The organism is Paenibacillus sp. J22P15, from assembly GCF_056269345.1.
This window is the reverse complement of the sequence record NZ_JBWDNT010000003.1, coordinates 380286-399659: the sequence shown is the minus strand read 5'-3', so window position 1 is coordinate 399659 and position 19374 is coordinate 380286. Positions and strand designations below refer to the sequence as shown.

Below are 19374 nucleotides of genomic sequence, written 5' to 3'. Positions count from 1 at the left end.
CCCATGAACGGCAAAGTCCACCCTTTGACTGGCGGCTCTAAGCCACGCGGCTGGGTGGAAACAATGACGGTAGTCAAGCGAAACCAGCTGCTGCCATCCATTATAGCGGCAACAGCTCGTTTCGCGGTGATATATAAGCTTAGCTATGAGCATGAACTTATAGCCACTTATATTTGAACGCTAACTTACGCGCTTTCTTCCTTTTTCTTGTTCTTCTTGGACGTTAGCTCAGGCATGATTTTCTCTTGAACAGTTTGTTCCGTTATTAGACATGTACTTAGGTCATCACGTGATGGCACCTCATACATAACTTCTAGCATAATGCTCTCGATAATCGCACGCAAGCCGCGAGCGCCTGTGTTGCGCTTGATCGCTTCTTTGGCAATGGCATCTAGTGCCGCTGGTTCGAAATCAAGCTTCACATTGTCCATCTCAAGCAGCTTCTGATACTGCTTCACAAGCGCATTCTTCGGCTCGGAAAGAATCCGAACGAGTGCAGGCTCATCAAGCGGTTCAAGAGTTGAAATGATCGGAAGACGACCTACAAACTCCGGAATAAGTCCGAATTTCAGCAGATCCTCCGGCAATACCATCGTGAGGTATTCGCCAGCTTTCAAATCCTTCTGCAATTCGCCCGCAGAGCTAAAGCCAATTACTTTCTTACCGATACGACGTTTGATCAATGACTCGAGGCCATCGAACGCACCGCCGCAAATGAACAAAATGTTCGTTGTATCGATTTGAATGAACTCTTGATGCGGATGCTTACGTCCACCTTGCGGAGGAACGGAAGCAACTGTACCTTCTAGTATTTTAAGCAGCGCTTGTTGTACGCCCTCGCCAGAAACATCACGCGTAATAGATGGGTTTTCCGATTTGCGAGCTACTTTATCGATCTCATCGATATAAATAATGCCGCGTTCCGCTTTTTCCACATCATAGTCGGCTGCCTGAATGAGCTTGAGCAAAATGTTCTCAACGTCCTCACCGACATAACCTGCTTCTGTCAGCGAAGTTGCATCTGCTATAGCAAATGGAACATTCAAAATTTTAGCCATCGTTTGAGCTAGCAACGTTTTTCCTGAGCCCGTAGGACCCAGCAGCAAAATATTACTCTTTTGCAGCTCTACGTCTTCGATCTTGCTTCCTGAATTAATCCGTTTGTAGTGGTTATATACCGCTACAGACAACGATTTTTTCGCAAACTCTTGACCGATGACATAAGAATCCAGAATAGCCCGAATATCTTTCGGTTTCGGAATATCTTTAAGATCAAGCTCTTCCTCATTGCCGAGTTCTTCCTCAACAATTTCGGTACAGAGTTCGATACACTCATCGCATATATAGACGCCAGGACCGGCAACCAATTTACGTACTTGATCCTGCGACTTGCCGCAGAAAGAACATTTCAACTGGCCTTTTTCGTCGTTGAATTTAAACATGTTATCACCCCTTCGATTAAATCGTCGATACCGGTGCTGTAATCACCTTGTCAATCAAACCGTAGGCAAGGGCCTCTTCCGCGCTCATGAAATTGTCACGGTCGGTATCTCGGTCGATTTTCTCATAAGGCTGTCCGGTGCGGTCTACGTAAATTTGATTTAGCTTTTGTTTTGTTTTCAAAATCCAATCCGCATGGATTTTGATATCAGACGCTTGACCGCGTACGCCGCCGAGCGGTTGATGAATCATAACCTCAGCATTAGGAAGCGCAAAACGCTTGCCCTTCGCGCCCGCTGTAAGAAGTAGCGAACCCATGCTTGCTGCCATGCCCATACAAATCGTGGACACTTCAGGCTTAATATATTGCATCGTATCAAAAATACCCATTCCCGCAGTCACGGAACCGCCAGGAGAGTTAATGTACAGATGAATGTCTTTCTCTGGGTCGTCGGCCGCCAGAAACAGCAGCTGTGCAATGATGGAGTTTGCTACATCATCATCGATTGCGCTCCCAAGAAAAATGATCCGGTCCTTCAGCAAACGGGAGTAAATATCGTAAGAACGTTCCCCGCGATTCGTTTGTTCGACTACGATCGGTACTAGATTCATGCGACCAACCTCTTTTCGTTTATGACTTTGGTTACTTACTTATTGTAACACGTCGTCGTATTGATGTCATTTTTCCAATAATACAGTATACGACGCCGGCCGTTCGATATGTATGGAGGTTATCCTCCAAAACAAGCTTTTTTTCCATATGTAGGGTCAAAATAAGGCACGTACCAATGACGTGCCTTATCCTGAGTCAATCGTTTATTCAATTATTCGTATGTGGCTATTAAACAGTTTTGCTGTTATCTAGCAAGAACTTAATTGTTTTGCGAAGAACGATATCCTCTTGCAAGTTGTTAAGATTTCCGTTTTTCACGAAAATCTCGCGAAGCTCTTCAGAAGGACGGTTGTATTGTTTGGACAGCTTCTCAAGCTCTTCGTTCAAATCATCTTCATTTGAAACGATGCTTTCAGCTTTTGCGATTGCATCAAGAACAAGGTTGTTACGAACGCGCTTCTCAGCATCTCCACGCATTTGCTCACGAAGAACAGATTCGTTTTGACCAGAGAATTGGAAGTAAAGATCCATGTTCATACCTTGCATTTTTAGGCGGTTTTCGAAATCCTTGATCATGAAATCTGTTTCAGAAACGATCATCGGCTCAGGAATTTCAACGTCTGCTGCTGCAGTAGCTTTATCAACAACCGCTACTTCGCGAGCTTGCTCGCTTTCTTGGTCTTTACGCTCTTTTAGTTTGCTAACGAGATCTTGCTTGTACTCTTCAAGCGTATCGAACTCGCTTACGTCTTTTGCAAACTCATCATCTAGAGCAGGCAAGTTTTTGCGTTTGATTTCATGAAGCTTCACTTTGAACACAGCAGGTTTGCCTGCAAGGTGCTCAGCGTGGTAGCTCTCAGGGAAGTTCACTTCAACATCCTTGAAATCGCCGATTTGCATGCCAACTACTTGCTCTTCGAATCCAGGAATAAAGGAGTTTGAACCAAGCTCTAGCGAATAACGCTCGCTTGCTCCGCCTTCGAATGCTTCACCGTCAACATAACCGTCGAAGTCGATAACTGTGATGTCGCCGTTTAGTGCAGCGCCTTCTTCAACAACGGAAAGCTCAGCATGACGCTGTTGCAAACGCTCAAGTTCAGCTGCGATTTCTTCTTCTGTAACTTCAGCTACTACCGCTTCAACTTCCAAGCCTTTGTAATCGCCAAGTGTTACTTCTGGCTTAACGATAACTTTTGCTTTGAACTTGAACGTTTCGCCTTTCGCGAATTGCTCAACATCAATCTCAGGACGGTCAACCGGCTCAAGACTATGTTCTTTAATTGCATCGGAATAAGCATCTGGCAACAGAATGTCAATTGCATCCTGGTACAGACTCTCAATACCAAAACGGGATTCAAAAATGCCGCGCGGCACTTTACCTTTACGGAATCCAGGTACGTTTACTTTTTGAACGACTTTCTTAAATGCTTGATCAAGAGCAACAGTGACTTTCTCCGCCCCTACCTCCACGTCGATCGACACGATGTTCTTGTCTATTTTTTCCCAAGTTGCTTTCATTTTATGCCTTCCCCTCCGAAAATGCTCATAGCATCAGTAGTTATCACGTTTCATAAACCATTCTATTATAAACAAGCTGGGCCAGATTATCAAGACTCTGGTTCGTCATCTCCCGATTGCTGCAGTACAGCAACCTGTCTTAACGCTTTGCACGCTTGCTCATAACGGAACCTTAATTCTTCAGTAATGCCGTATGTATCACGAATATCGTCATCGTTTGCCGAGCCGTAAACCGTAAGATGCAGCGTTAAATTCAGCGCAGCTGCAAAATAATCTACCGTATCCTCGTCTTCTCTCAGCATCCAATGATAAGCAGCGGTACCATACAAAAACTGTAAACTTTCCTTCCAAAGCTCTCTTGCAAAATGCGGCAATGTGGGATCATCGACCTCGACAACCTGCTCTGTCCGCTCCAAAATCCGATTAATCGGCGAAGGGAATTCATCCATAGAAAGAGGCGTGACTTCGAGATCAAGCTCTACAGTTTCCCCCAATCTCTCCAGTGTAAGTGTTCCTGCAGCTCCACGTTTACGCAAGCACTGCAATGCCTTAAACTGAACAACCGGGTGAACCTGCTCGGTCATCAACCAATTCTTTATAGACTCATCCATTTCTGGCGCTTGAATATAAGCAGCGCGCTCAAGGGCAAGTATCTGCTGATCGATCATCGGATGATTTTGCATGATGTAGATTACCTGGTTCACATAAGCTTCATCTTGATCAGGAGGATTAAGAAGCTGCTCGCGTATAGTCGCTTCATCCTCTTCCTTATCTTGTTTGGCCAAATGGAAACCCAAACCTTCTGCATCATTACCTTCTCCAGGAAAAGCCATGTCAAGCCAAGTCAATAGGCTATCCCACTCTTCATAATGGCGAGCATCCTCGCCCTGGCATTGCAGCAAAAAGCGCAGCAACTCCTTGGCCTCCCCGTATTGTTCCGCTTCCAGCATACGGGTTAACTGTACCTGATAATGGTCCAGCATGCTAGGGAACAAGTAAACGTTATCCTTGTTGTCGCCTTGTGTGTCATTGGGAGTTGTAATGATAACACCGCCTTATGGTCACGCCTTTTGTTCATTCGGACAATCTTGCGTACGATTATACCATGTACAGTCAAAAGAAAAAACAAATGTAGTATTCCGACAACTCATAAATCGTATTTTATAATAAAAAGAATAAAAAAACAAAAAAGGGCTTGCAATATACCAGATATGTGTGCTATATTATTTCTTGTGTCCCGGTAGCTCAGCTGGATAGAGCAACGCCCTTCTAAGGCGTCGGTCGGGAGTTCGAATCTCTTCCGGGACGCCATATCTTTTCCATTAACTCCGCCTTTCGAGGCGGATTTTTTATTTTCTTCTCATAAAGCACAAAAAGGCTAACCCCGGTTATTACCAACAAGGTCAGCCTTTTTTTCTAATTCCTCGCCTTTATATATTTAACCGTAATAAAACAACATTATGCCGAGAAGGATGCTTGTTTCTCATTAACGAATTGAAATAATTGCTCTGACTTCTCTTCAGTAAGCTCTCCACTATTATCAAAAACGAGGACTGAGGTACTTGGGATGTCCCAGTTTATTTGCGGTACAAATTCAATTCGCTTCTCGAAGTCTCCCCAGTTATCCAGCTTCCACTGGTCACGTTCCGTTTGACGACCAACGATTCGATTTTTCTGCAGCTCCATATCCTGCAGCGTTACAACGACAACTTTAATATCTACTTCTTCCATGGCTATACCTGCTGCTTTAACAACCTCTTCGATCCACTGCTTGTTTTTCAGTTCTGCTGTAAATGGTGAAATCATAAACACGTTTTGTCCTGCTGCTAGATTCTCGATACATACGTCCTTAGCAGTATCATACTCTAAATCACGCAAATGTTTTTTGTAGTAGTCCGAGTCCCGATCTCTTTTGTCAAGGCCATTAAGCTCCAAAATCGCCTCTACAAAACGACCTCCAATTGTATCACGATCAAGAAAAGCTGCTGGAATGCGAGCAGCCAGCTTCCTAGCTACCGTTGTCTTACCTGTGCCTGCTACTCCGACGAAAAAAACTAACTTTTGCAAAAGGATAACCCTCCACTATTTTTTTGTAGAAGTATATCACCTTTTGTTCCTTTATAGTAGAATTTATTGCCTATTTAAAAGAAAAAGGATGTTGCTGCAGCTATTACGCGCAAGCACCATCCTATTCATTGCAAGATGCCTTCTAATCGTTCTGATTACAGAATATGCATCGATTCGATATGACGCTTCGTCGTATCCGTTCCATACTCATGTAACTGCCTATAGATTTGCTCGATCAACCCATCGTATCCTGCATTGATTTCGCCGTCACTTGCTGAGCCAAATGGATGGTGCGAGAAATGAAACATCTCCGCTTCATCCACGCTGGACAGCTCGTCAAACAGCTCCCTCAGCTTCGTATGCTCATTCTCATTCATTATAATCTCAAGCTCGTAAGCTGCTGCTTGCGGATCTTCTAGTATTTGTCCTGCTTGAACCGATACGTAGTATGTCTTGCGTTCCTCTCTGCCTGCTTCCTGCTCAACCATCAATCCCACACTCCTTCCTGCATCCTTAACTTTATACAGACACATCTAGCATCCCCCGTCGGACAGACATTTTATCCCTTTTTCTGCATATAACTGATATTATCGCTACTTTGAGACCAGTAAAAGAGAGGAATGAGATCGATGTGTGGAATTACCGGCTGGATCGACTGGAACCGTGATCTGACTAAGCAAAGTGAAAGCTTAGAGAAGATGACTGACACCCTTGCACCGCGCGGTCCCGACGCTTCCGGTACGTGGATATCAGCTCATTGCGCTTTAGGACATCGACGTTTATCCGTCATTGATCCAGAGAACGGAGCACAACCAATGATTCGCCATACCGGCGATGACAAATATGTCGTTGTCTATAACGGGGAATTGTATAATGCACTAGAGCTCCGCAAGGAGCTGGAGAGCAGAGGCAGAGCATTTACGACAAACTGCGACACAGAAGTGCTGCTAGTTGCTTTTATGGAATGGGGCAAGTCATGCGTTGAACGTTTTAATGGGATATTTGCATTCGCAATATGGAATGTGGTCGAGCAGGAGCTGTTTCTAGCGCGCGATCGACTTGGTGTTAAACCGCTGTTCTATAGCACACAGGACGGTTTATTTATTTTTGGCTCCGAACAAAAAAGTATACTGGCACACCCCGCTGTGCAGCCAGAGGTTGGCGCGGAAGGACTTGCGGAAATCTTCATTCTTGGACCCGCTCGCACGCCAGGACACGGTGTTTATAAACAAATTAGCGAGCTTCGGCCTGGCCGCTGTATGACGGTCAATCACGCAGGCGTAAAGACCATTACGTACTGGCAGCTTGAGAGCGGGCCCCATGAACAGAATATAGAAGAAACAGCAGAACAAGTGAGCGAGCTCCTAAAGGATACGGTTGAGCGACAGCTTGTTTCCGACGTTCCTGTATGCACCTTGCTCTCCGGCGGCCTTGATTCCAGCGCGTTAACTACGCTAGCCGTCAATTATTACAACGAAAACGGGCAAGGAAATGTCCATACGTACTCTGTCGATTACGCAGACAACGATAAACATTTTAAAGCGCATGTCTTCCAGCCAAATAGTGATGCTCCATGGATCGAGAGAATGACGACACATCTGGGCACCATTCATCACCCCATACAATTTGATACGCCAGATTTGATTGGGGCCTTAAATGCCGCTACCCTCGCTCGTGATCTTCCTGGTATGGCCGATGTAGATGCATCATTGCTGCTCTTTTGCCACGAAATAAAAAAAGATGCAACCGTAGCTATATCTGGCGAGGCTGCCGATGAAATTTTTGGCGGCTATCCTTGGTTTCATCGTGAAGAAGCATTAAATTCAAATACCTTTCCTTGGTCGCTAGCTTCCGCTATGCGCGCTGATTTGCTTGCACCTGATGTCGCAGCATGGATTAAACCGCTTGATTACATTGGGGACCGTTATTCACAAGCAATAGCGGAGGTCCCTCATTTAGATGGAGAATCCGAACAACTCCGCAAGATGCGTCAGATGTCATATTTGAACATCACTCGCTTTATGCCAACGCTTCTAGACCGCAAGGATAGAATGAGTATGGCAGCAGGGTTAGAGGTTCGTGTCCCATTCTGTGACCATCGGTTAGTAGAATACGTGTGGAACATCCCTTGGGAGATCAAAACATCCGGCGATCGGGAAAAAGGGATACTGCGTAAGGCGCTGCGCGGCGTCTTGCCTGAGGATGTATTAACTCGCAAAAAAAGTCCATATCCAAAAACGCATAATCCCAACTATTTGGCCGCAGTCAAAGGACTGCTGCTTGACGTGCTGAACGATCCTAGCTCACCGCTCCTTCCATTAATCAATGTAGCCAAGGTCAGAGAGCTCACCGAATCGGAATCTGCAAGCTCGAATACGCCTTGGTTCGGTCAGTTAATGTCTGGTCCGCAACTGTTCGCTTATTTGTATCAAGTGAATTTATGGCTAAAGCAATATAAAGTGGTCATAGGCTGATACAACTCAAAATTTGCCTGCTGGTTATCAAAAAAAGCAACCCCATCTACCAGAAGCCGCTTTAATCGGCTGAAAGTGGATGGGGTTGCTTTATTTTTCATTTCATTAGGCTTGCTCTAGCAGCGGAAGCAGCTGTCTCAGCGCATCACCGCGATGGCTAATTTGCTGCTTCTCTTCCTTCGTCAGCTCGGCCATTCCTAGGTTCAAGCTCGGAAGCCAAAATAACGGATCATAACCGAAGCCGCCGTTGCCATGAGGCATATCGGTAATGATACCATCCACGGTGCCTTCCGCTTCCAAAAACATGCCGGTTGCCGGATCGTACAGCGCGAGCGCACATACGAATTGCGACTTGCTCAGCAATTGAGAGCCGTCAGGCAGCTGCCCCAACTCTTCTAGTTCGAGAGAAACACTTAATTTCTTAAGTTCTTGAATAAGCTTCGCATTGTTGTCCCCGTCAGTCGCACCCTCGCCAGCATATCGAGCTGAATAGACGCCCGGATCGCCATTCAGCGCTGCAACACGCAAGCCTGAGTCATCAGCCAGTACAGGAACACCCAGCGCGTCTCCCGCCGTCTTTGCTTTGATACGTGCGTTAGCGGCGAATGTGTCGCCGTCTTCCACGATATCTGGAATTTCTGGATAGTCCAGGAGGCTTTCAACGGTTTTATCAAGCTTCTGGAGCGCATGCGCGAACTCCTTCACCTTGCCGGCATTTTTGGTCGCAATGACAATAACATCATGTGATAAAAGGTTGTGTTTCATCTGAAATACTAACCTCCGATACGCGCCGCCAAAGGACCGAGTACATCCCTTTGCTTACTGATCAGCTCCAAGATACCCTCTTCGCCAAGTGCCAACAATTGATTAAGCTCTTCCCGTGAAAATGGTGCTTCTTCGCCCGTTCCTTGCACTTCAACAAACTTGCCGCTGCCCGTCATAACGACGTTCATATCGACCTTTGCCTTTGAATCTTCTTCGTAGTTCAGATCAAGCAGCGCTTTCTCTTGAATAACACCAACGCTTACCGACGCCAAAAAATCAGTTATCGGGTATTTGGCAAATTGAACCTTCTCAGAAATTTTATTAATTGCGATAGAAAGTGCGATAAATGCTCCAGTAATGGATGTTGTACGAGTACCGCCATCGGCTTGAATAACGTCACAATCCAGTGTAATGGTACGCTCACCCAGCGCTTGCAAATCTACGACCGAGCGCAATGCACGACCGATCAGGCGTTGAATTTCCATCGTCCGTCCTGTCAGCTTGCCTTTTGCTGCTTCACGAATATTACGTGTATGTGTTGCACGGGGCAGCATCGCATATTCAGCATTAATCCAGCCCTTGCCTTGTCCCTTCATAAACGGAGGCACTCTATCCTCTACACTCGCCGTACAAATAACCTTCGTCTCTCCAACTTCAATGAGGACCGATCCTTCTGCGTATTTATTGACACCTGTCGTTATGGTAACCGGCCGAAGCTGGTTCGGTTGCCGACCATCGTTTCTCATGTTAATTTCCTCCTGAATGTTGCGTTATACGATTAGAAAACAAATGTACCCCATTCTGCAATCTTTCCTATTTTAACAAAGTAAATTGTGAATTGCATCCGCCGCTTATGAAAAAGAAACAGAAACAGATCGGAAGTCACGAAATGAGGGCAGATCATACATGAAAGAAGCAAAAAGAGGCTATTCAAAAGCAATCGCTTTTGAACAGCCTCTTCATTAGAACATACACTATTTATTATGACTTAATCGCATTGACATGATGTGGTCTGCCTACCGGCTCACTGTAGGATTTGTCAGCCTCATCCACGACATTTGCTTCTCCGTTCAATTTAATTTGAACTGTTTCTGCGCCCGTATTTTCTGTGACTGAAAGAACGAGAGCTTGAAGCATTTCAGTCGGCAGCTTCTCACCTTCCTGGTAGGTTTCATCCTGCAAATCTACAGTAACTACATTGCCTTCCTGCACGACGTTTTTCACTTGCACGTCCGGTAAAATGACGCTGATCAGCTCTTTTTTGTTAAGCGGTCCTGAAATCAGCTGCTCAAGCGCCGCTTGTGCTTTTGACTCTGAGCGAGCGACAAGTCGTGTAACTGGAACATAGTATGGCTCGTCATTTAATGTTTGTGCTGAGAAGTAGAGTGTTACTGGCGTAGATTGCGCGTAGTTCACACCCTCAGCTGCTTCGATATTAATACCAACCGCACGTGTCAGCTTGTCATCAAGCGGGAAACCGTCCTGCGGCATTTCCGGTAGCTTGGCACCTTCGTACCAGAGCTCAACACCTTCAATTCCTGGTATAGCCGTCAAAGTCCAAGTGATCGCTTCGACAATCGTCCGCTCATCCTGCGGGTTGTAGTCGCTGAACGGTTCTGAGAATTCTACCTTAGCAAGCTTTTGCTCTTTATCATATTCATACGATTTAATTTGAGTGCCTTGCGGGATAACCGCGCGGAAATCCTCTGGCAGTTGATTCGCATATACACCATTCTCAACCATAATCTCAAGTGCCTTCTGTGCAGCTGCTTCGTTAGCGCCTAGTGTCGTTTGGAGCGAGATTGGAGCGAGATAACCGTTATGGTCTTCAAGGTATACAGTCATCTGTGTTCCTTCGCCTTCGCCCGTTCCAACAGCCTGTCCGGTTTCTGCACCTTCTACTCCATCCTTGATTTCAACCTGTGGCGGATCAATTGACTTGCTTGTCTGCTGAGAAAACAGACCACAGCCTGAAGTAAGTATGGGCAACACCAAAACCCCCGAAAGTACAGCACCCCTAATCCATCTTTTTTGAATCATATTGACCTTTCCTCCCTAATCAAGTTTTGCCTACCGGCTTTGTACAACTCCTTATTTGTAGTACTATGTATACGAGCCCTTCCCTTTTTTAGACCAAATTTGTCCACAAAATCCTAAGGGGGAACAAAAACATGTCCAATCCCGAAATTTACAGCTTAAACAGCCGCAAAGTGGCTGAAGCTACAGACGAATGGCTCGTCAAACGCGGAGTAACCAAGATGGCAATCGCCGAGCTCGTGCATTTCTTGCAAAAAGACTATTTTCCAGGCTTAACGCCTGAGGATTGCATCGTCCATATTGATGCTGTTCTGTCCAAGCGTGAGGTTCAAAATGCCGTATTGACTGGTATACAGCTTGATATTCTCGCTGAAGAAGGCAAGTTGATGGCCCCGCTTCAGGATATGATCAAGCATGATGAGAGCCTATATGGATGTGATGAAATTTTGGCATTGTCCATTGTAAATGTGTATGGAAGCATCGGCTTCACGAACTTCGGCTATGTCGATAAGCTGAAGCCTGGGATTCTGGTCAAGCTCAACGATAAAAAAGACGGAGAAATCCATACGTTCTTGGACGATATCGTTGGAGCCATCGCTGCCTCTGCCGCAAGCCGGATGGCTCACCGCAAACAAGCAGAGCGCGAAGGCGTTACACAGCCGCCGCTCGACTAGACGGAGCTTTCGTAGCAGGATTTTGCTTCGCAAAACCTAAGCTCATGCTTTCGAAGTGGATTTTGCTTCGCAAAACCTAAGCTCATGCTTTCGAAGTAGGATTTTGCTTCGCAAAACCTAAGCTCATGCTTTCGAAGTAGGATTTTGCTTCGCAAAACCTTTAGGAGGTTAAATCATGAATTATGATATTGTGTATAAAGGCGCATTTGCCATGCTGAAAGTTAAGCTCAATCCGGGGGAGAGCGTTAAAGCCGAAATGGGCGCTATGGTGTCCATGTCTCCGAGCATTGACCTGAAGGGTACGACTGACGGCGGCATAATGCGGGGACTCGGACGAATGCTGAGCGGGGAAACGTTCTTTTTCCAAGAAATGACTGCGAATCGGGGTCAAGGAGAAGTCCTCCTTGCCCCGCCCTCTCTTGGTGATATTGAAGCGATTGAACTCGACGGCTCTTATAAGCTTTATGTTCAGAAAGATGGTTTCTTGGCCGGCACCAGCGGTATAGAGGTCAACACAAAAATGCAAAACTTAGGCAAGGGATTGTTGTCAGGCGAAGGTTTCTTTATTGTAGAAATCAGCGGCAGAGGCACTGTGTTTCTCTCCTCATATGGTGCAATCCATGCGCTCAACCTAAGTCATGGCGAAGAGGTTATCGTTGATAACGGACATTTGGTCGCTTGGCCAAGTTATATGAACTATACGATTGAGAAAGCCTCGAAGGGCTGGCTATCCAGCATTAAGAGCGGCGAGGGTCTCGTTTGCCGCTTCCGTGGTGAAGGTGTCGTACTTATTCAAACGCGTAATCCGGCAAGCTTTGGAGCTTGGTTGAAAAAGTTTATACCAGGCGGCAGTTAACAGCCATACTTGCATAGCTTTATTCCAATTTAATTAGAACTCTTGCGGGAGTATTTCCAGCTAAATGTCCTCTATCTGTCATTTACATAAATTTAGCTGGAGATATCCCGGTATTCTTTCTCATAAAAAAAGACAACCCTTATCAATCTTTTCGAATGATAAGGACAGCCTGTGATGTATTATATATTTTCTTTCAAAAAAGTTTTATTCGGCAAATAGTGCATGGCACGTACGAAACGGATCGTTCTAGTCTTCGCACGCATCACGATGGATTGCGTCTCCGCTCTCTCGCCGGGAAAATACTGTACTCCTCCCAAAAACTCGCCTGGCGTAACACCCGTTGCAGCAAAATAAACATCGCCAGTTCCGATCATATCCTCCATCGTAAGCACGCGGTACGGGTCTTCGATCCCCATTTGAACACAGCGATTGTACTCGCTGCTGTCTGCCGGCATCAACCTTGCTTGCAGCTCGCCCCCCAAACACTTTAACGCTGCCGCGGCCAACACACCCTCCGGCGCACCGCCCGAGCCTACATATAGATCAATGCCTGCCTCTGGAAAAGCAGGCGCCATTGCACCAGCAACGTCACCGTCCGACAAAAACTTTATCCGTACGCCAACCCGTCGAAGCACTTTGACGATTGCCTCATGACGCGTCCTGTCTAAAATCATAACAGTTAAATCAGAGACCTTCTTATTTAAAGCGTCTGCTGCTTTGCGAAGCGTTACATCCATAGGGTCGGATATCGTTAGCTTGCCAATGAGTGCTGGACCGAAAGCAAGCTTCTCCATGTACATATCAGGAGCATGCAGGAGCTGTCCTTTGCCTGCAACTGCGAGTACAGACATCGCATTGTTTAGCCCTTTGGCCACAATTTCTGTCCCTTCTAACGGGTCAACCGCTACATCCACTTCAGGTCCGTTCAAGCTCCCTACTTCCTCACCAATGTATAACATCGGCGCTTCATCCATTTCCCCTTCACCAATGACGACTGTACCCCGAATAGAGACCGAATCAAACATCGAGCGCATCGCTGATGTTGCGGCTCCATCAGCACTATTCTTGTCGCCTCTTCCCATCCAAGGCGCAGATGCGAGTGCAGCCAATTCCGTTACTCGTACAAGCTCTAATGCTAATTCTCTCTCCATAATCAGTCTCCCTTACCCTCTTATGACGGAATAAGTAATTAGCACACGATTTGAGGTCGTTTCCGTTATATAATATGTATCATATATTTATATATGTCGCAATATATATTTATCCACTTTCATTTAATCATCATTATTAGGAATGTTGGTTTTATTATGCGAATAGCATCCTGCAATAGAACAACAAAAGAGCATACGTTCACAGGAATGCCTGTAAAAGTACGCTCTCTTGATCAACAGATCGTTAAATCGCAGCCGCGGAATAATGATAGATTCCCTCTCTATCCGTGGACAAAATTCGTGCTTTACGCTCCAAATACACTAGATGAGCAAGCGTTTCAGACATTGCAAATCGAAGTTGGTGCGCATTTCCATTCAGTCGATTGCCAAATAGAGCTTCGCACATACCATAAGCGGTGCGCGGCTCTGCTGCAAGCATCCCAGCCATCCTGTCTAGTCTGCGGATATGATGCTGCAGAAGCTCCACAATCCTGCCCTGAAAATCCGAAAAAGGATCGCGGTGTCCCGGGAAAGCCAATCTAACCTCGTATTGTCCCAGCTCATGCAAACTGTTCAAGAAAGCTTCCAACGGATCGCCTTCCTCTCCTGGCACGATACTGACGTTGGGGGTAATATGAGGCATGACCTGATCACCGCATATCATCCATTTGCGCTCATTCTGATAGAAGCAGAGCTGTCCGTTCGCATGACCTGGCGCATCAATTAATTGCCAGCTTAGCCCGCCGATCATCATCTGTTCGCCTGCTTCGAAATAGGTTATTGCCGGTTGTGGAGATACCATGGCAACAAACGTTTCTAGATTTAGTGCAATAGCCTCTCTTTGCTCTATTGGCATGCCATGCTTCTCGTAAAGGGCTTGCAGCTGTTCAGAAAATTGACTTCCCTCTCCCCATAACCTTATCGCATAGCTATGTGCCTTTCGCGACATAAAGACCGGCGCCCCGCTTCTCTCCTGTACGTAACCAGCCAGTCCGTAATGATCGGGATGCTGATGCGTCAAAATAACACGAGAAATATCGTTCCATTCCAAGCCATAATGCTGCAAAACAATTTCCCATACCTTAATCGCCTCATCCGTCCGCAAGCCCGGATCAATGAGCGTATAACCTTGGCTTTCAGGTATCAGATAACTGTTTACCCATTTTAATGAGAAGGGTACAGGCACCTTCACCTGCAGCCATCCTTCTTGTAACGATACTGTATGTATACAAGTCTCTGCTGGCGATTGCGACAAGCTGGACTCTTCCTTATGCTCAAACATCGTCATTTCGCCCTTCCTGTCATAATCATTCGAGGAGAAACTTCCGGCTCATACTTCGAACCATCGTAATTACCGTACAGCTTCTCTAACTCAAGACCGCTGGCTTCAAGGTTTTGTTCGAACCAGTCCAGCTTGTACAAGCGCACTTGTTCTAAATATCGCCTTGGTTTCTCTTCAGCCAGCGGATTTGATACTGAAATCCCCTTCTGAACCCAGCCATTTGTAATTGAACGCGCCTCTTGAATAAGAAGCCCCGTCTCCTCATCCAATCGTTCCGATTGAGGTACTAAAGTTTGAGCTACATAAATAGGGTTGAGGAAATCGATAATAAATGATCCATCTGGACGCAGCACTCTCCGAATATGCCTCAGTACGTTTACATTTTCTTCCTCAACTATGAAATACCCGAAAGAGGTAAATAAATTGACCGTCGCGTCAAAACTTCCCGCTTCAAACGGCAGCTCGCGCATGTCACCTCTCACCCATTCTACAAGTCCATCTTCATCATTACGATGCGCCTCTTCAAGCATTATATCTGATAAATCCATGCCTGTTACTGAATATCCCAAGCTCGCGAGAGCAAGCGCATGCCTGCCCATCCCACAACCTATATCCAGTACTTGAGCACCCTCCGTAAGTTGCAGCCAAGCGATCATTTTAGCCGCCTCTTTATTTGCATTTTCCCAATCGCGATGTTTATAAACAAGCATATAGTCGGAGCCGAAGCTTTGTTCGTACCAAGGTTTCATTATATTGTTCTCCTTCATAAGATCATACGCTTAGCTAATTACTGACATTGCTTAATTGTACTTGAATTCCAACATACTGGCAAAATAGATTCGTACAAGCATAATTTCTAGTCTCATGTGCAAACTATGGAAGCCCATCCAATAAGTTCATCTATTCATCAGAAACGCGGCAAAGGAGGAAACAGCATGAATGAACGTATTCGCTTGTTATTTGCCGAATCGGTCGATATCAAACTAGAACATTTAAAAAACAGCGAAATGACTATTGAAATCGCCTATATTTCCCCGCTTTGCGATGAAAAGAAAATAAGTGATTTCATTATCGTCCCTTTTACAAAAGAGGAATATTCGTTTAGAAAACAACTAGGTACAAATCCAGAATACCAGATCATCGAGGATGTTGCTCAATGGCAAGAGCTTCTTTTGCGCGGCAATGTGTTGATTCATGTAGAAGAGATCATCTATGCGTTCGAGGCAGAACGCATCATATGTATTGAAACTACTCAGACACAAGTGGAAAGTGCGATTCAAGGTCCTCAGATCGCATTAAGTGAAAATATAAAGACTTCTCTCAACCTGATCCGCAATATGTATCCGTCTCCGGACCTTTCTGTGGAAGAGCATACGATCGGATTTTTATCCAAAACACCTGTTTTAGCCTTATATGATCAGCGCCGGGTAGATCCAACCGTGCTTGATAACGTACGTACAAAATTAACGACGATTAATGTAGAAATGATTCATTCCGCAGGCGAGCTGGAGAAACTTTTGGTCGGAAACCGAAAGCATTTGTTCCCAACTGTCCTAATCACGGAACGTCCTGATCGTATTACCAAAGCGATATCTAAAGGAAAGATTATCATTCTCGTAAAGGGAAATATGTTCGCTCTTATTTTGCCTACTACCTTTTTTGATTTCATGCATGCAATGGAGGATGATTATGACTCCTTCTGGATGACTCGTTTTATAATCTTCCTTAGGTGCGTATCAACTCTGCTAACGATTACCTTGCCCGCTCTTTATATTTCAGTCGTCTCCTACAACCCGGAGCTGTTTCGCGTGCAGCTTGCTTTCTCGATTGCAGGCAGCCGATCTGCTGTACCTTATCCTTCATTCGTTGAAGTAATAATAATGTTATTCATGATCGAGACTCTTATTGAAGCCAGCATACGCTTGCCACGCTACATCGGCTCCACCGCTACAACCGTCGGAGGCCTTATTCTCGGACAAGCTGCACAACAAGCCGGTCTTGTTAGCAGCATTATGATTATTGTAACGTCTGTTGTTGCGATTTCAAATTTTGTTATCCCGGTAAACTCGTTGTCATTTGCTGTTCGCTTCTTGAAGTATCCGCTTATTTGCATCGCCATTTTCTTTGGCGTCACCGGCGTCGCTGTAGGTATGTTCATATATCTTGCATATCTCTGCAGTCTAAGAAGTTTTGGAAAACCATATATGCGTATTTTCGGAAAATTAAGGCCATTAGAAGGCGATGTCGGGCAGGTGAAAGTAAAATGAATCGATACTTTTTTTACAATTTCATACTCGCGAGCTTCATAAACCTGATGCTCTACGTCCCGCATATATTAATTCAATTTCGGTATACCGGCGCAGTATCCTCCATACTGATAGGTGCTATAATCGGTACGATACTCGTTTATATGTATACAAGCGCAATGGCCCGTTATCCAGGAATGGGCTTGCCTGAAATATTAAAGCTGCATTTCCCGAAGTGGCTCGTTTCCATCCTGTTGATATTTTTCTCAATGATGTGGTGGTTTGCAACGACTATTGTAATTGTAGCCTACGCCATACTCATTAATCGTTTTTTCAACCCAGACGCAGACCCGGTCATTATTTTGACCATGCTGGTCATCGCCTCCGGTTATGCAGCTACACGTACGACGCTGTCTGTCATGTTCGTCATTGAAATCAGTTTGATTGTAAATGCTCCGATCATTATATTTATATTGTTTAAAGCGGTACGAAGCCCGCAGCTGAATTGGGATTCGATTCATGTAGTAGCCAATTACATAACTGAAATGCCTACATTAACCTGCATAGCGGCTTCTACCTTTATTTTTACCGGATACATTAATCTCTCTTTGTTTAATCGGCTCTTCCCGCCAAATTTCCGTTTTAAGTTCCGCTTTGTTTACCCGCTTTTCGGTTTCGTAATCTTATTGATTACGTTTTTTGTGCCGATTGGCTTTCACGGAACCGAAGGTGTGAATCAATATATTTACGTTTGGGTTCAAACCGCGGATTCTCTACTCATGCAATACGGCTTTATTGAGCGAGTATTGTTTCTATTCCTCATTGTTTTTTTGATTCTAACTCTCGTTTATACAATGTCCGGCTGGCATCAAGCGATGGAGTTTATTAAAGCTTGCTTTCCAAACAATAAGCCGGAGTTCGATAGTCTCAAAACGCCGAGATCCAACTTCGTTATCGTCGGTATTTTTGCATTGATGACTATATTGTATCTCATGCTGACAAACGAAAAGATGAATATGAGCTTTACAATGTATTGGCTCATTATCCGTATGTTCGTTGAAATCCTAATCGTGATGTCGGTATTCGTGCTAAGTAGAAGGAGGGCTAAAACCGTATGAACATCATCCTTCGTATCATCTTGGTCATTACCACGATTAGTTTGCTCGGCGGCTGCGGCTTCAAAGATATCGATAAACGCTTCTTTGTTGTGGCCCTTGGCATAGATACTACGGAGAATGAGAACAAGCCTTATCGTATTACTGTGCAGCTTGCTGTACCCTCTCCGAAGATCGAACCGGGTGCATCAAAGACACAAATCGAAACTTTAGAAACAAAAACGGTTGCAGAAGGCGTTCGGATGTTGAAGTCCTATGTCGATAAGGAGCTTGATTTCGGACATTGCAAAGTATTTCTGATTGGTGAGAAAGTCGCCCGTCAAGATTATCAGGAAATACTGCAATGGATGTTAAGAAGAAGAGATATTCAAAGTGTCGCTGATATTGCGATAGGTAAACCAGACGCTGAAACGCTGCTCAAGGTGAAGCCTTTATCAGAGCGGTATCCCGGCAACACACTGTTTTTAAGCTTTGGTGCTGACGGTACCGAATCATCTTATACGTATGTAGAATCTTTGTCCGACTTTGCTAGGCGCGCAACAGAGGAAGGACTTGATCCTATTTTGCCCGTGATCATCAAAGGAGGTCATGAAAGCTTTATTATCAACCGAACAGCACTGCTGAATAAAAAGAAAATAAAACTCATATTAACAACTGCGGAATCCCAACTTTTCAATCAGCTTTCAGAAGATTTCACGAAATCTTCCATGCATGGCATGTTTGAAGGAATGGATCTCGTCGTTGCACTCACAAATATGAGTTCAACCTTTCGTTTTAGCAAGCAGAATGGTCAAGATACGATCACTTTTAATATCAATATGAAGGTCGTCTTCGAGGAGGCGCCTAAGGGACTTTATGAAGACGATTGGTTACCCATCGAGCAAGATTTGAATGCAGACTATTCTAAATCCTGCATTGCTCTGTTGAAAAAAATCCAAAAAGCTAACGTTGACCCTATGGGATTTGGACTGTATTATCGCGCTACCCATCCTGGTAATGATGCATGGAAGGAATGGGAATCCATTTATCCCAATGTTAAGTTCATCGTCAATTCCAATATCAAAATAGAAGGTACCGGTATTATCAAATAAAAGGTATCTCTGTAAAATAAAAAGTTGCCTAAGAAGCATCAATAT

Annotated in this window: 19 protein-coding genes and 1 tRNA gene; 8 read left to right on the top strand and 12 right to left on the bottom strand. The window is 45.0% G+C overall.

What is annotated here, in order from left to right; translation table 11 throughout:
* Positions 1-3: 3 nt before the first annotated feature.
* Complete coding sequence (locus tag AC0YN6_RS10195; RefSeq protein ID WP_475746668.1) at positions 4-177, top strand: hypothetical protein; 174 nt, start codon at positions 4-6, stop codon at positions 175-177.
* An 8-nt stretch (positions 178-185) separates the two neighbouring features.
* On the opposite strand, the gene clpX is transcribed toward AC0YN6_RS10195, so the two are convergent.
* The 4 genes from clpX to AC0YN6_RS10175 form a co-directional block, all read right to left on the bottom strand.
* Positions 186-1442, bottom strand: a complete 1257-nt coding sequence (clpX, locus tag AC0YN6_RS10190; RefSeq protein ID WP_475746667.1) for an ATP-dependent protease ATP-binding subunit ClpX — start codon at positions 1440-1442, stop codon at positions 186-188.
* Positions 1443-1458: 16 nt separating this feature from the next.
* On the bottom strand, positions 1459-2052 hold the full coding sequence (gene clpP / locus AC0YN6_RS10185; RefSeq protein WP_053374767.1) for an ATP-dependent Clp endopeptidase proteolytic subunit ClpP: 594 nt from the start codon (positions 2050-2052) through the stop codon (positions 1459-1461).
* Between the two features lie 229 nt (positions 2053-2281).
* Positions 2282-3571: a trigger factor gene (tig, locus tag AC0YN6_RS10180; RefSeq protein WP_475746666.1), complete on the bottom strand. Its 1290-nt coding sequence runs from the start codon at positions 3569-3571 to the stop codon at positions 2282-2284.
* 89 nt (positions 3572-3660) lie between these two features.
* Positions 3661-4566, bottom strand: a complete 906-nt coding sequence (locus tag AC0YN6_RS10175; protein ID WP_475746665.1) for a hypothetical protein — start codon at positions 4564-4566, stop codon at positions 3661-3663.
* A 239-nt stretch (positions 4567-4805) separates the two neighbouring features.
* On the opposite strand from AC0YN6_RS10175, the gene AC0YN6_RS10170 reads away from it, so the two are divergent.
* A tRNA-Arg gene (locus AC0YN6_RS10170) sits at positions 4806-4882 on the top strand.
* A 147-nt stretch (positions 4883-5029) separates the two neighbouring features.
* Here AC0YN6_RS10170 and AC0YN6_RS10165 read toward each other — a convergent pair.
* Positions 5030-5638, bottom strand: a complete 609-nt coding sequence (locus AC0YN6_RS10165) for a P-loop nucleotide/nucleoside kinase family protein (protein WP_475746664.1) — start codon at positions 5636-5638, stop codon at positions 5030-5032.
* A gap of 155 nt (positions 5639-5793) precedes the next feature.
* Positions 5794-6171: a hypothetical protein gene (locus AC0YN6_RS10160; RefSeq protein ID WP_475746663.1), complete on the bottom strand. Its 378-nt coding sequence runs from the start codon at positions 6169-6171 to the stop codon at positions 5794-5796.
* Between the two features lie 96 nt (positions 6172-6267).
* Here AC0YN6_RS10160 and asnB point away from each other — a divergent pair, with 96 nt between their 5' ends.
* Positions 6268-8112, top strand: a complete 1845-nt coding sequence (asnB, locus tag AC0YN6_RS10155) for an asparagine synthase (glutamine-hydrolyzing) (protein WP_475746662.1) — start codon at positions 6268-6270, stop codon at positions 8110-8112.
* 105 nt (positions 8113-8217) lie between these two features.
* Here asnB and rdgB read toward each other — a convergent pair whose 3' ends face one another.
* The 3 genes from rdgB to AC0YN6_RS10140 form a co-directional block, all read right to left on the bottom strand.
* Positions 8218-8877: an RdgB/HAM1 family non-canonical purine NTP pyrophosphatase gene (rdgB, locus tag AC0YN6_RS10150; RefSeq protein WP_475746661.1), complete on the bottom strand. Its 660-nt coding sequence runs from the start codon at positions 8875-8877 to the stop codon at positions 8218-8220.
* An 8-nt stretch (positions 8878-8885) separates the two neighbouring features.
* Complete coding sequence (gene rph, locus AC0YN6_RS10145) at positions 8886-9623, bottom strand: ribonuclease PH (RefSeq protein ID WP_475746660.1); 738 nt, start codon at positions 9621-9623, stop codon at positions 8886-8888.
* 235 nt (positions 9624-9858) lie between these two features.
* The gene (locus AC0YN6_RS10140; protein ID WP_475746659.1) at positions 9859-10917 is read right to left on the bottom strand and encodes a GerMN domain-containing protein; all 1059 of its coding nucleotides are present in this window, start codon (positions 10915-10917) and stop codon (positions 9859-9861) included.
* Positions 10918-11048: 131 nt separating this feature from the next.
* Between AC0YN6_RS10140 and AC0YN6_RS10135 the strand changes: the two genes are divergently transcribed.
* Both AC0YN6_RS10135 and AC0YN6_RS10130 read left to right on the top strand, forming a co-directional pair.
* Positions 11049-11588 carry a phosphatidylglycerophosphatase A family protein gene (locus AC0YN6_RS10135; protein WP_475746658.1) on the top strand — a complete coding sequence of 180 codons (540 nt, stop codon included), beginning with the start codon at positions 11049-11051 and terminating at the stop codon, positions 11586-11588.
* Positions 11589-11763: 175 nt separating this feature from the next.
* On the top strand, positions 11764-12444 hold the full coding sequence (locus AC0YN6_RS10130; RefSeq protein ID WP_475746657.1) for a TIGR00266 family protein: 681 nt from the start codon (positions 11764-11766) through the stop codon (positions 12442-12444).
* Between the two features lie 179 nt (positions 12445-12623).
* Here the strand turns inward: AC0YN6_RS10130 and glpX are convergent, their stop codons facing one another.
* From glpX to AC0YN6_RS10115, 3 genes are all read right to left on the bottom strand, one after another.
* A complete protein-coding gene (gene glpX, locus AC0YN6_RS10125; protein WP_475746656.1) occupies positions 12624-13595 on the bottom strand; it encodes a class II fructose-bisphosphatase in 972 nt (323 codons plus the stop codon).
* 244 nt (positions 13596-13839) lie between these two features.
* Complete coding sequence (locus tag AC0YN6_RS10120; protein ID WP_475746655.1) at positions 13840-14883, bottom strand: MBL fold metallo-hydrolase; 1044 nt, start codon at positions 14881-14883, stop codon at positions 13840-13842.
* Positions 14880-15626: a class I SAM-dependent methyltransferase gene (locus AC0YN6_RS10115; protein ID WP_475746654.1), complete on the bottom strand. Its 747-nt coding sequence runs from the start codon at positions 15624-15626 to the stop codon at positions 14880-14882. The genes AC0YN6_RS10120 and AC0YN6_RS10115 overlap by 4 nt, the downstream gene beginning before the upstream one ends.
* Before the next feature lie 186 nt (positions 15627-15812).
* Here AC0YN6_RS10115 and AC0YN6_RS10110 point away from each other — a divergent pair, with 186 nt between their 5' ends.
* Genes AC0YN6_RS10110 through AC0YN6_RS10100 form a run of 3 tightly spaced genes read left to right on the top strand, consistent with a single transcriptional unit; the run spans position 15813 to position 19329 of the window.
* Positions 15813-17144, top strand: coding sequence for a spore germination protein (locus tag AC0YN6_RS10110; protein WP_475746653.1), 1332 nt, complete (start codon positions 15813-15815; stop codon positions 17142-17144).
* Positions 17141-18241 (top strand): GerAB/ArcD/ProY family transporter, encoded by a 1101-nt coding sequence (locus tag AC0YN6_RS10105; protein ID WP_475746652.1) that lies wholly within the window; start codon positions 17141-17143, stop codon positions 18239-18241. The genes AC0YN6_RS10110 and AC0YN6_RS10105 overlap by 4 nt, the downstream gene beginning before the upstream one ends.
* Positions 18238-19329 carry a Ger(x)C family spore germination protein gene (locus AC0YN6_RS10100; protein WP_475746651.1) on the top strand — a complete coding sequence of 364 codons (1092 nt, stop codon included), beginning with the start codon at positions 18238-18240 and terminating at the stop codon, positions 19327-19329. The genes AC0YN6_RS10105 and AC0YN6_RS10100 overlap by 4 nt, the downstream gene beginning before the upstream one ends.
* The last annotated feature ends 45 nt before the right edge of the window (positions 19330-19374 follow it).

What these genes read in the sequence shown, in the direction of transcription:
- AC0YN6_RS10195 (WP_475746668.1), top strand. Translation starts at nt 4, where the DNA reads ATGAACGGCAAAGTCCACCCTTTGACTGGCGGCTCTAAGCCACGCGGC.
- clpX (WP_475746667.1), bottom strand. Translation starts at nt 1,442, where the DNA reads ATGTTTAAATTCAACGACGAAAAAGGCCAGTTGAAATGTTCTTTCTGC.
- clpP (WP_053374767.1), bottom strand. Translation starts at nt 2,052, where the DNA reads ATGAATCTAGTACCGATCGTAGTCGAACAAACGAATCGCGGGGAACGT.
- tig (WP_475746666.1), bottom strand. Translation starts at nt 3,571, where the DNA reads ATGAAAGCAACTTGGGAAAAAATAGACAAGAACATCGTGTCGATCGAC.
- AC0YN6_RS10160 (WP_475746663.1), bottom strand. Translation starts at nt 6,171, where the DNA reads ATGTGTCTGTATAAAGTTAAGGATGCAGGAAGGAGTGTGGGATTGATG.
- asnB (WP_475746662.1), top strand. Translation starts at nt 6,268, where the DNA reads ATGTGTGGAATTACCGGCTGGATCGACTGGAACCGTGATCTGACTAAG.
- rdgB (WP_475746661.1), bottom strand. Translation starts at nt 8,877, where the DNA reads ATGAAACACAACCTTTTATCACATGATGTTATTGTCATTGCGACCAAA.
- rph (WP_475746660.1), bottom strand. Translation starts at nt 9,623, where the DNA reads ATGAGAAACGATGGTCGGCAACCGAACCAGCTTCGGCCGGTTACCATA.
- AC0YN6_RS10140 (WP_475746659.1), bottom strand. Translation starts at nt 10,917, where the DNA reads ATGATTCAAAAAAGATGGATTAGGGGTGCTGTACTTTCGGGGGTTTTG.
- AC0YN6_RS10135 (WP_475746658.1), top strand. Translation starts at nt 11,049, where the DNA reads ATGTCCAATCCCGAAATTTACAGCTTAAACAGCCGCAAAGTGGCTGAA.
- AC0YN6_RS10130 (WP_475746657.1), top strand. Translation starts at nt 11,764, where the DNA reads ATGAATTATGATATTGTGTATAAAGGCGCATTTGCCATGCTGAAAGTT.
- glpX (WP_475746656.1), bottom strand. Translation starts at nt 13,595, where the DNA reads ATGGAGAGAGAATTAGCATTAGAGCTTGTACGAGTAACGGAATTGGCT.
- AC0YN6_RS10120 (WP_475746655.1), bottom strand. Translation starts at nt 14,883, where the DNA reads ATGACGATGTTTGAGCATAAGGAAGAGTCCAGCTTGTCGCAATCGCCA.
- AC0YN6_RS10115 (WP_475746654.1), bottom strand. Translation starts at nt 15,626, where the DNA reads ATGAAACCTTGGTACGAACAAAGCTTCGGCTCCGACTATATGCTTGTT.
- AC0YN6_RS10110 (WP_475746653.1), top strand. Translation starts at nt 15,813, where the DNA reads ATGAATGAACGTATTCGCTTGTTATTTGCCGAATCGGTCGATATCAAA.
- AC0YN6_RS10105 (WP_475746652.1), top strand. Translation starts at nt 17,141, where the DNA reads ATGAATCGATACTTTTTTTACAATTTCATACTCGCGAGCTTCATAAAC.
- AC0YN6_RS10100 (WP_475746651.1), top strand. Translation starts at nt 18,238, where the DNA reads ATGAACATCATCCTTCGTATCATCTTGGTCATTACCACGATTAGTTTG.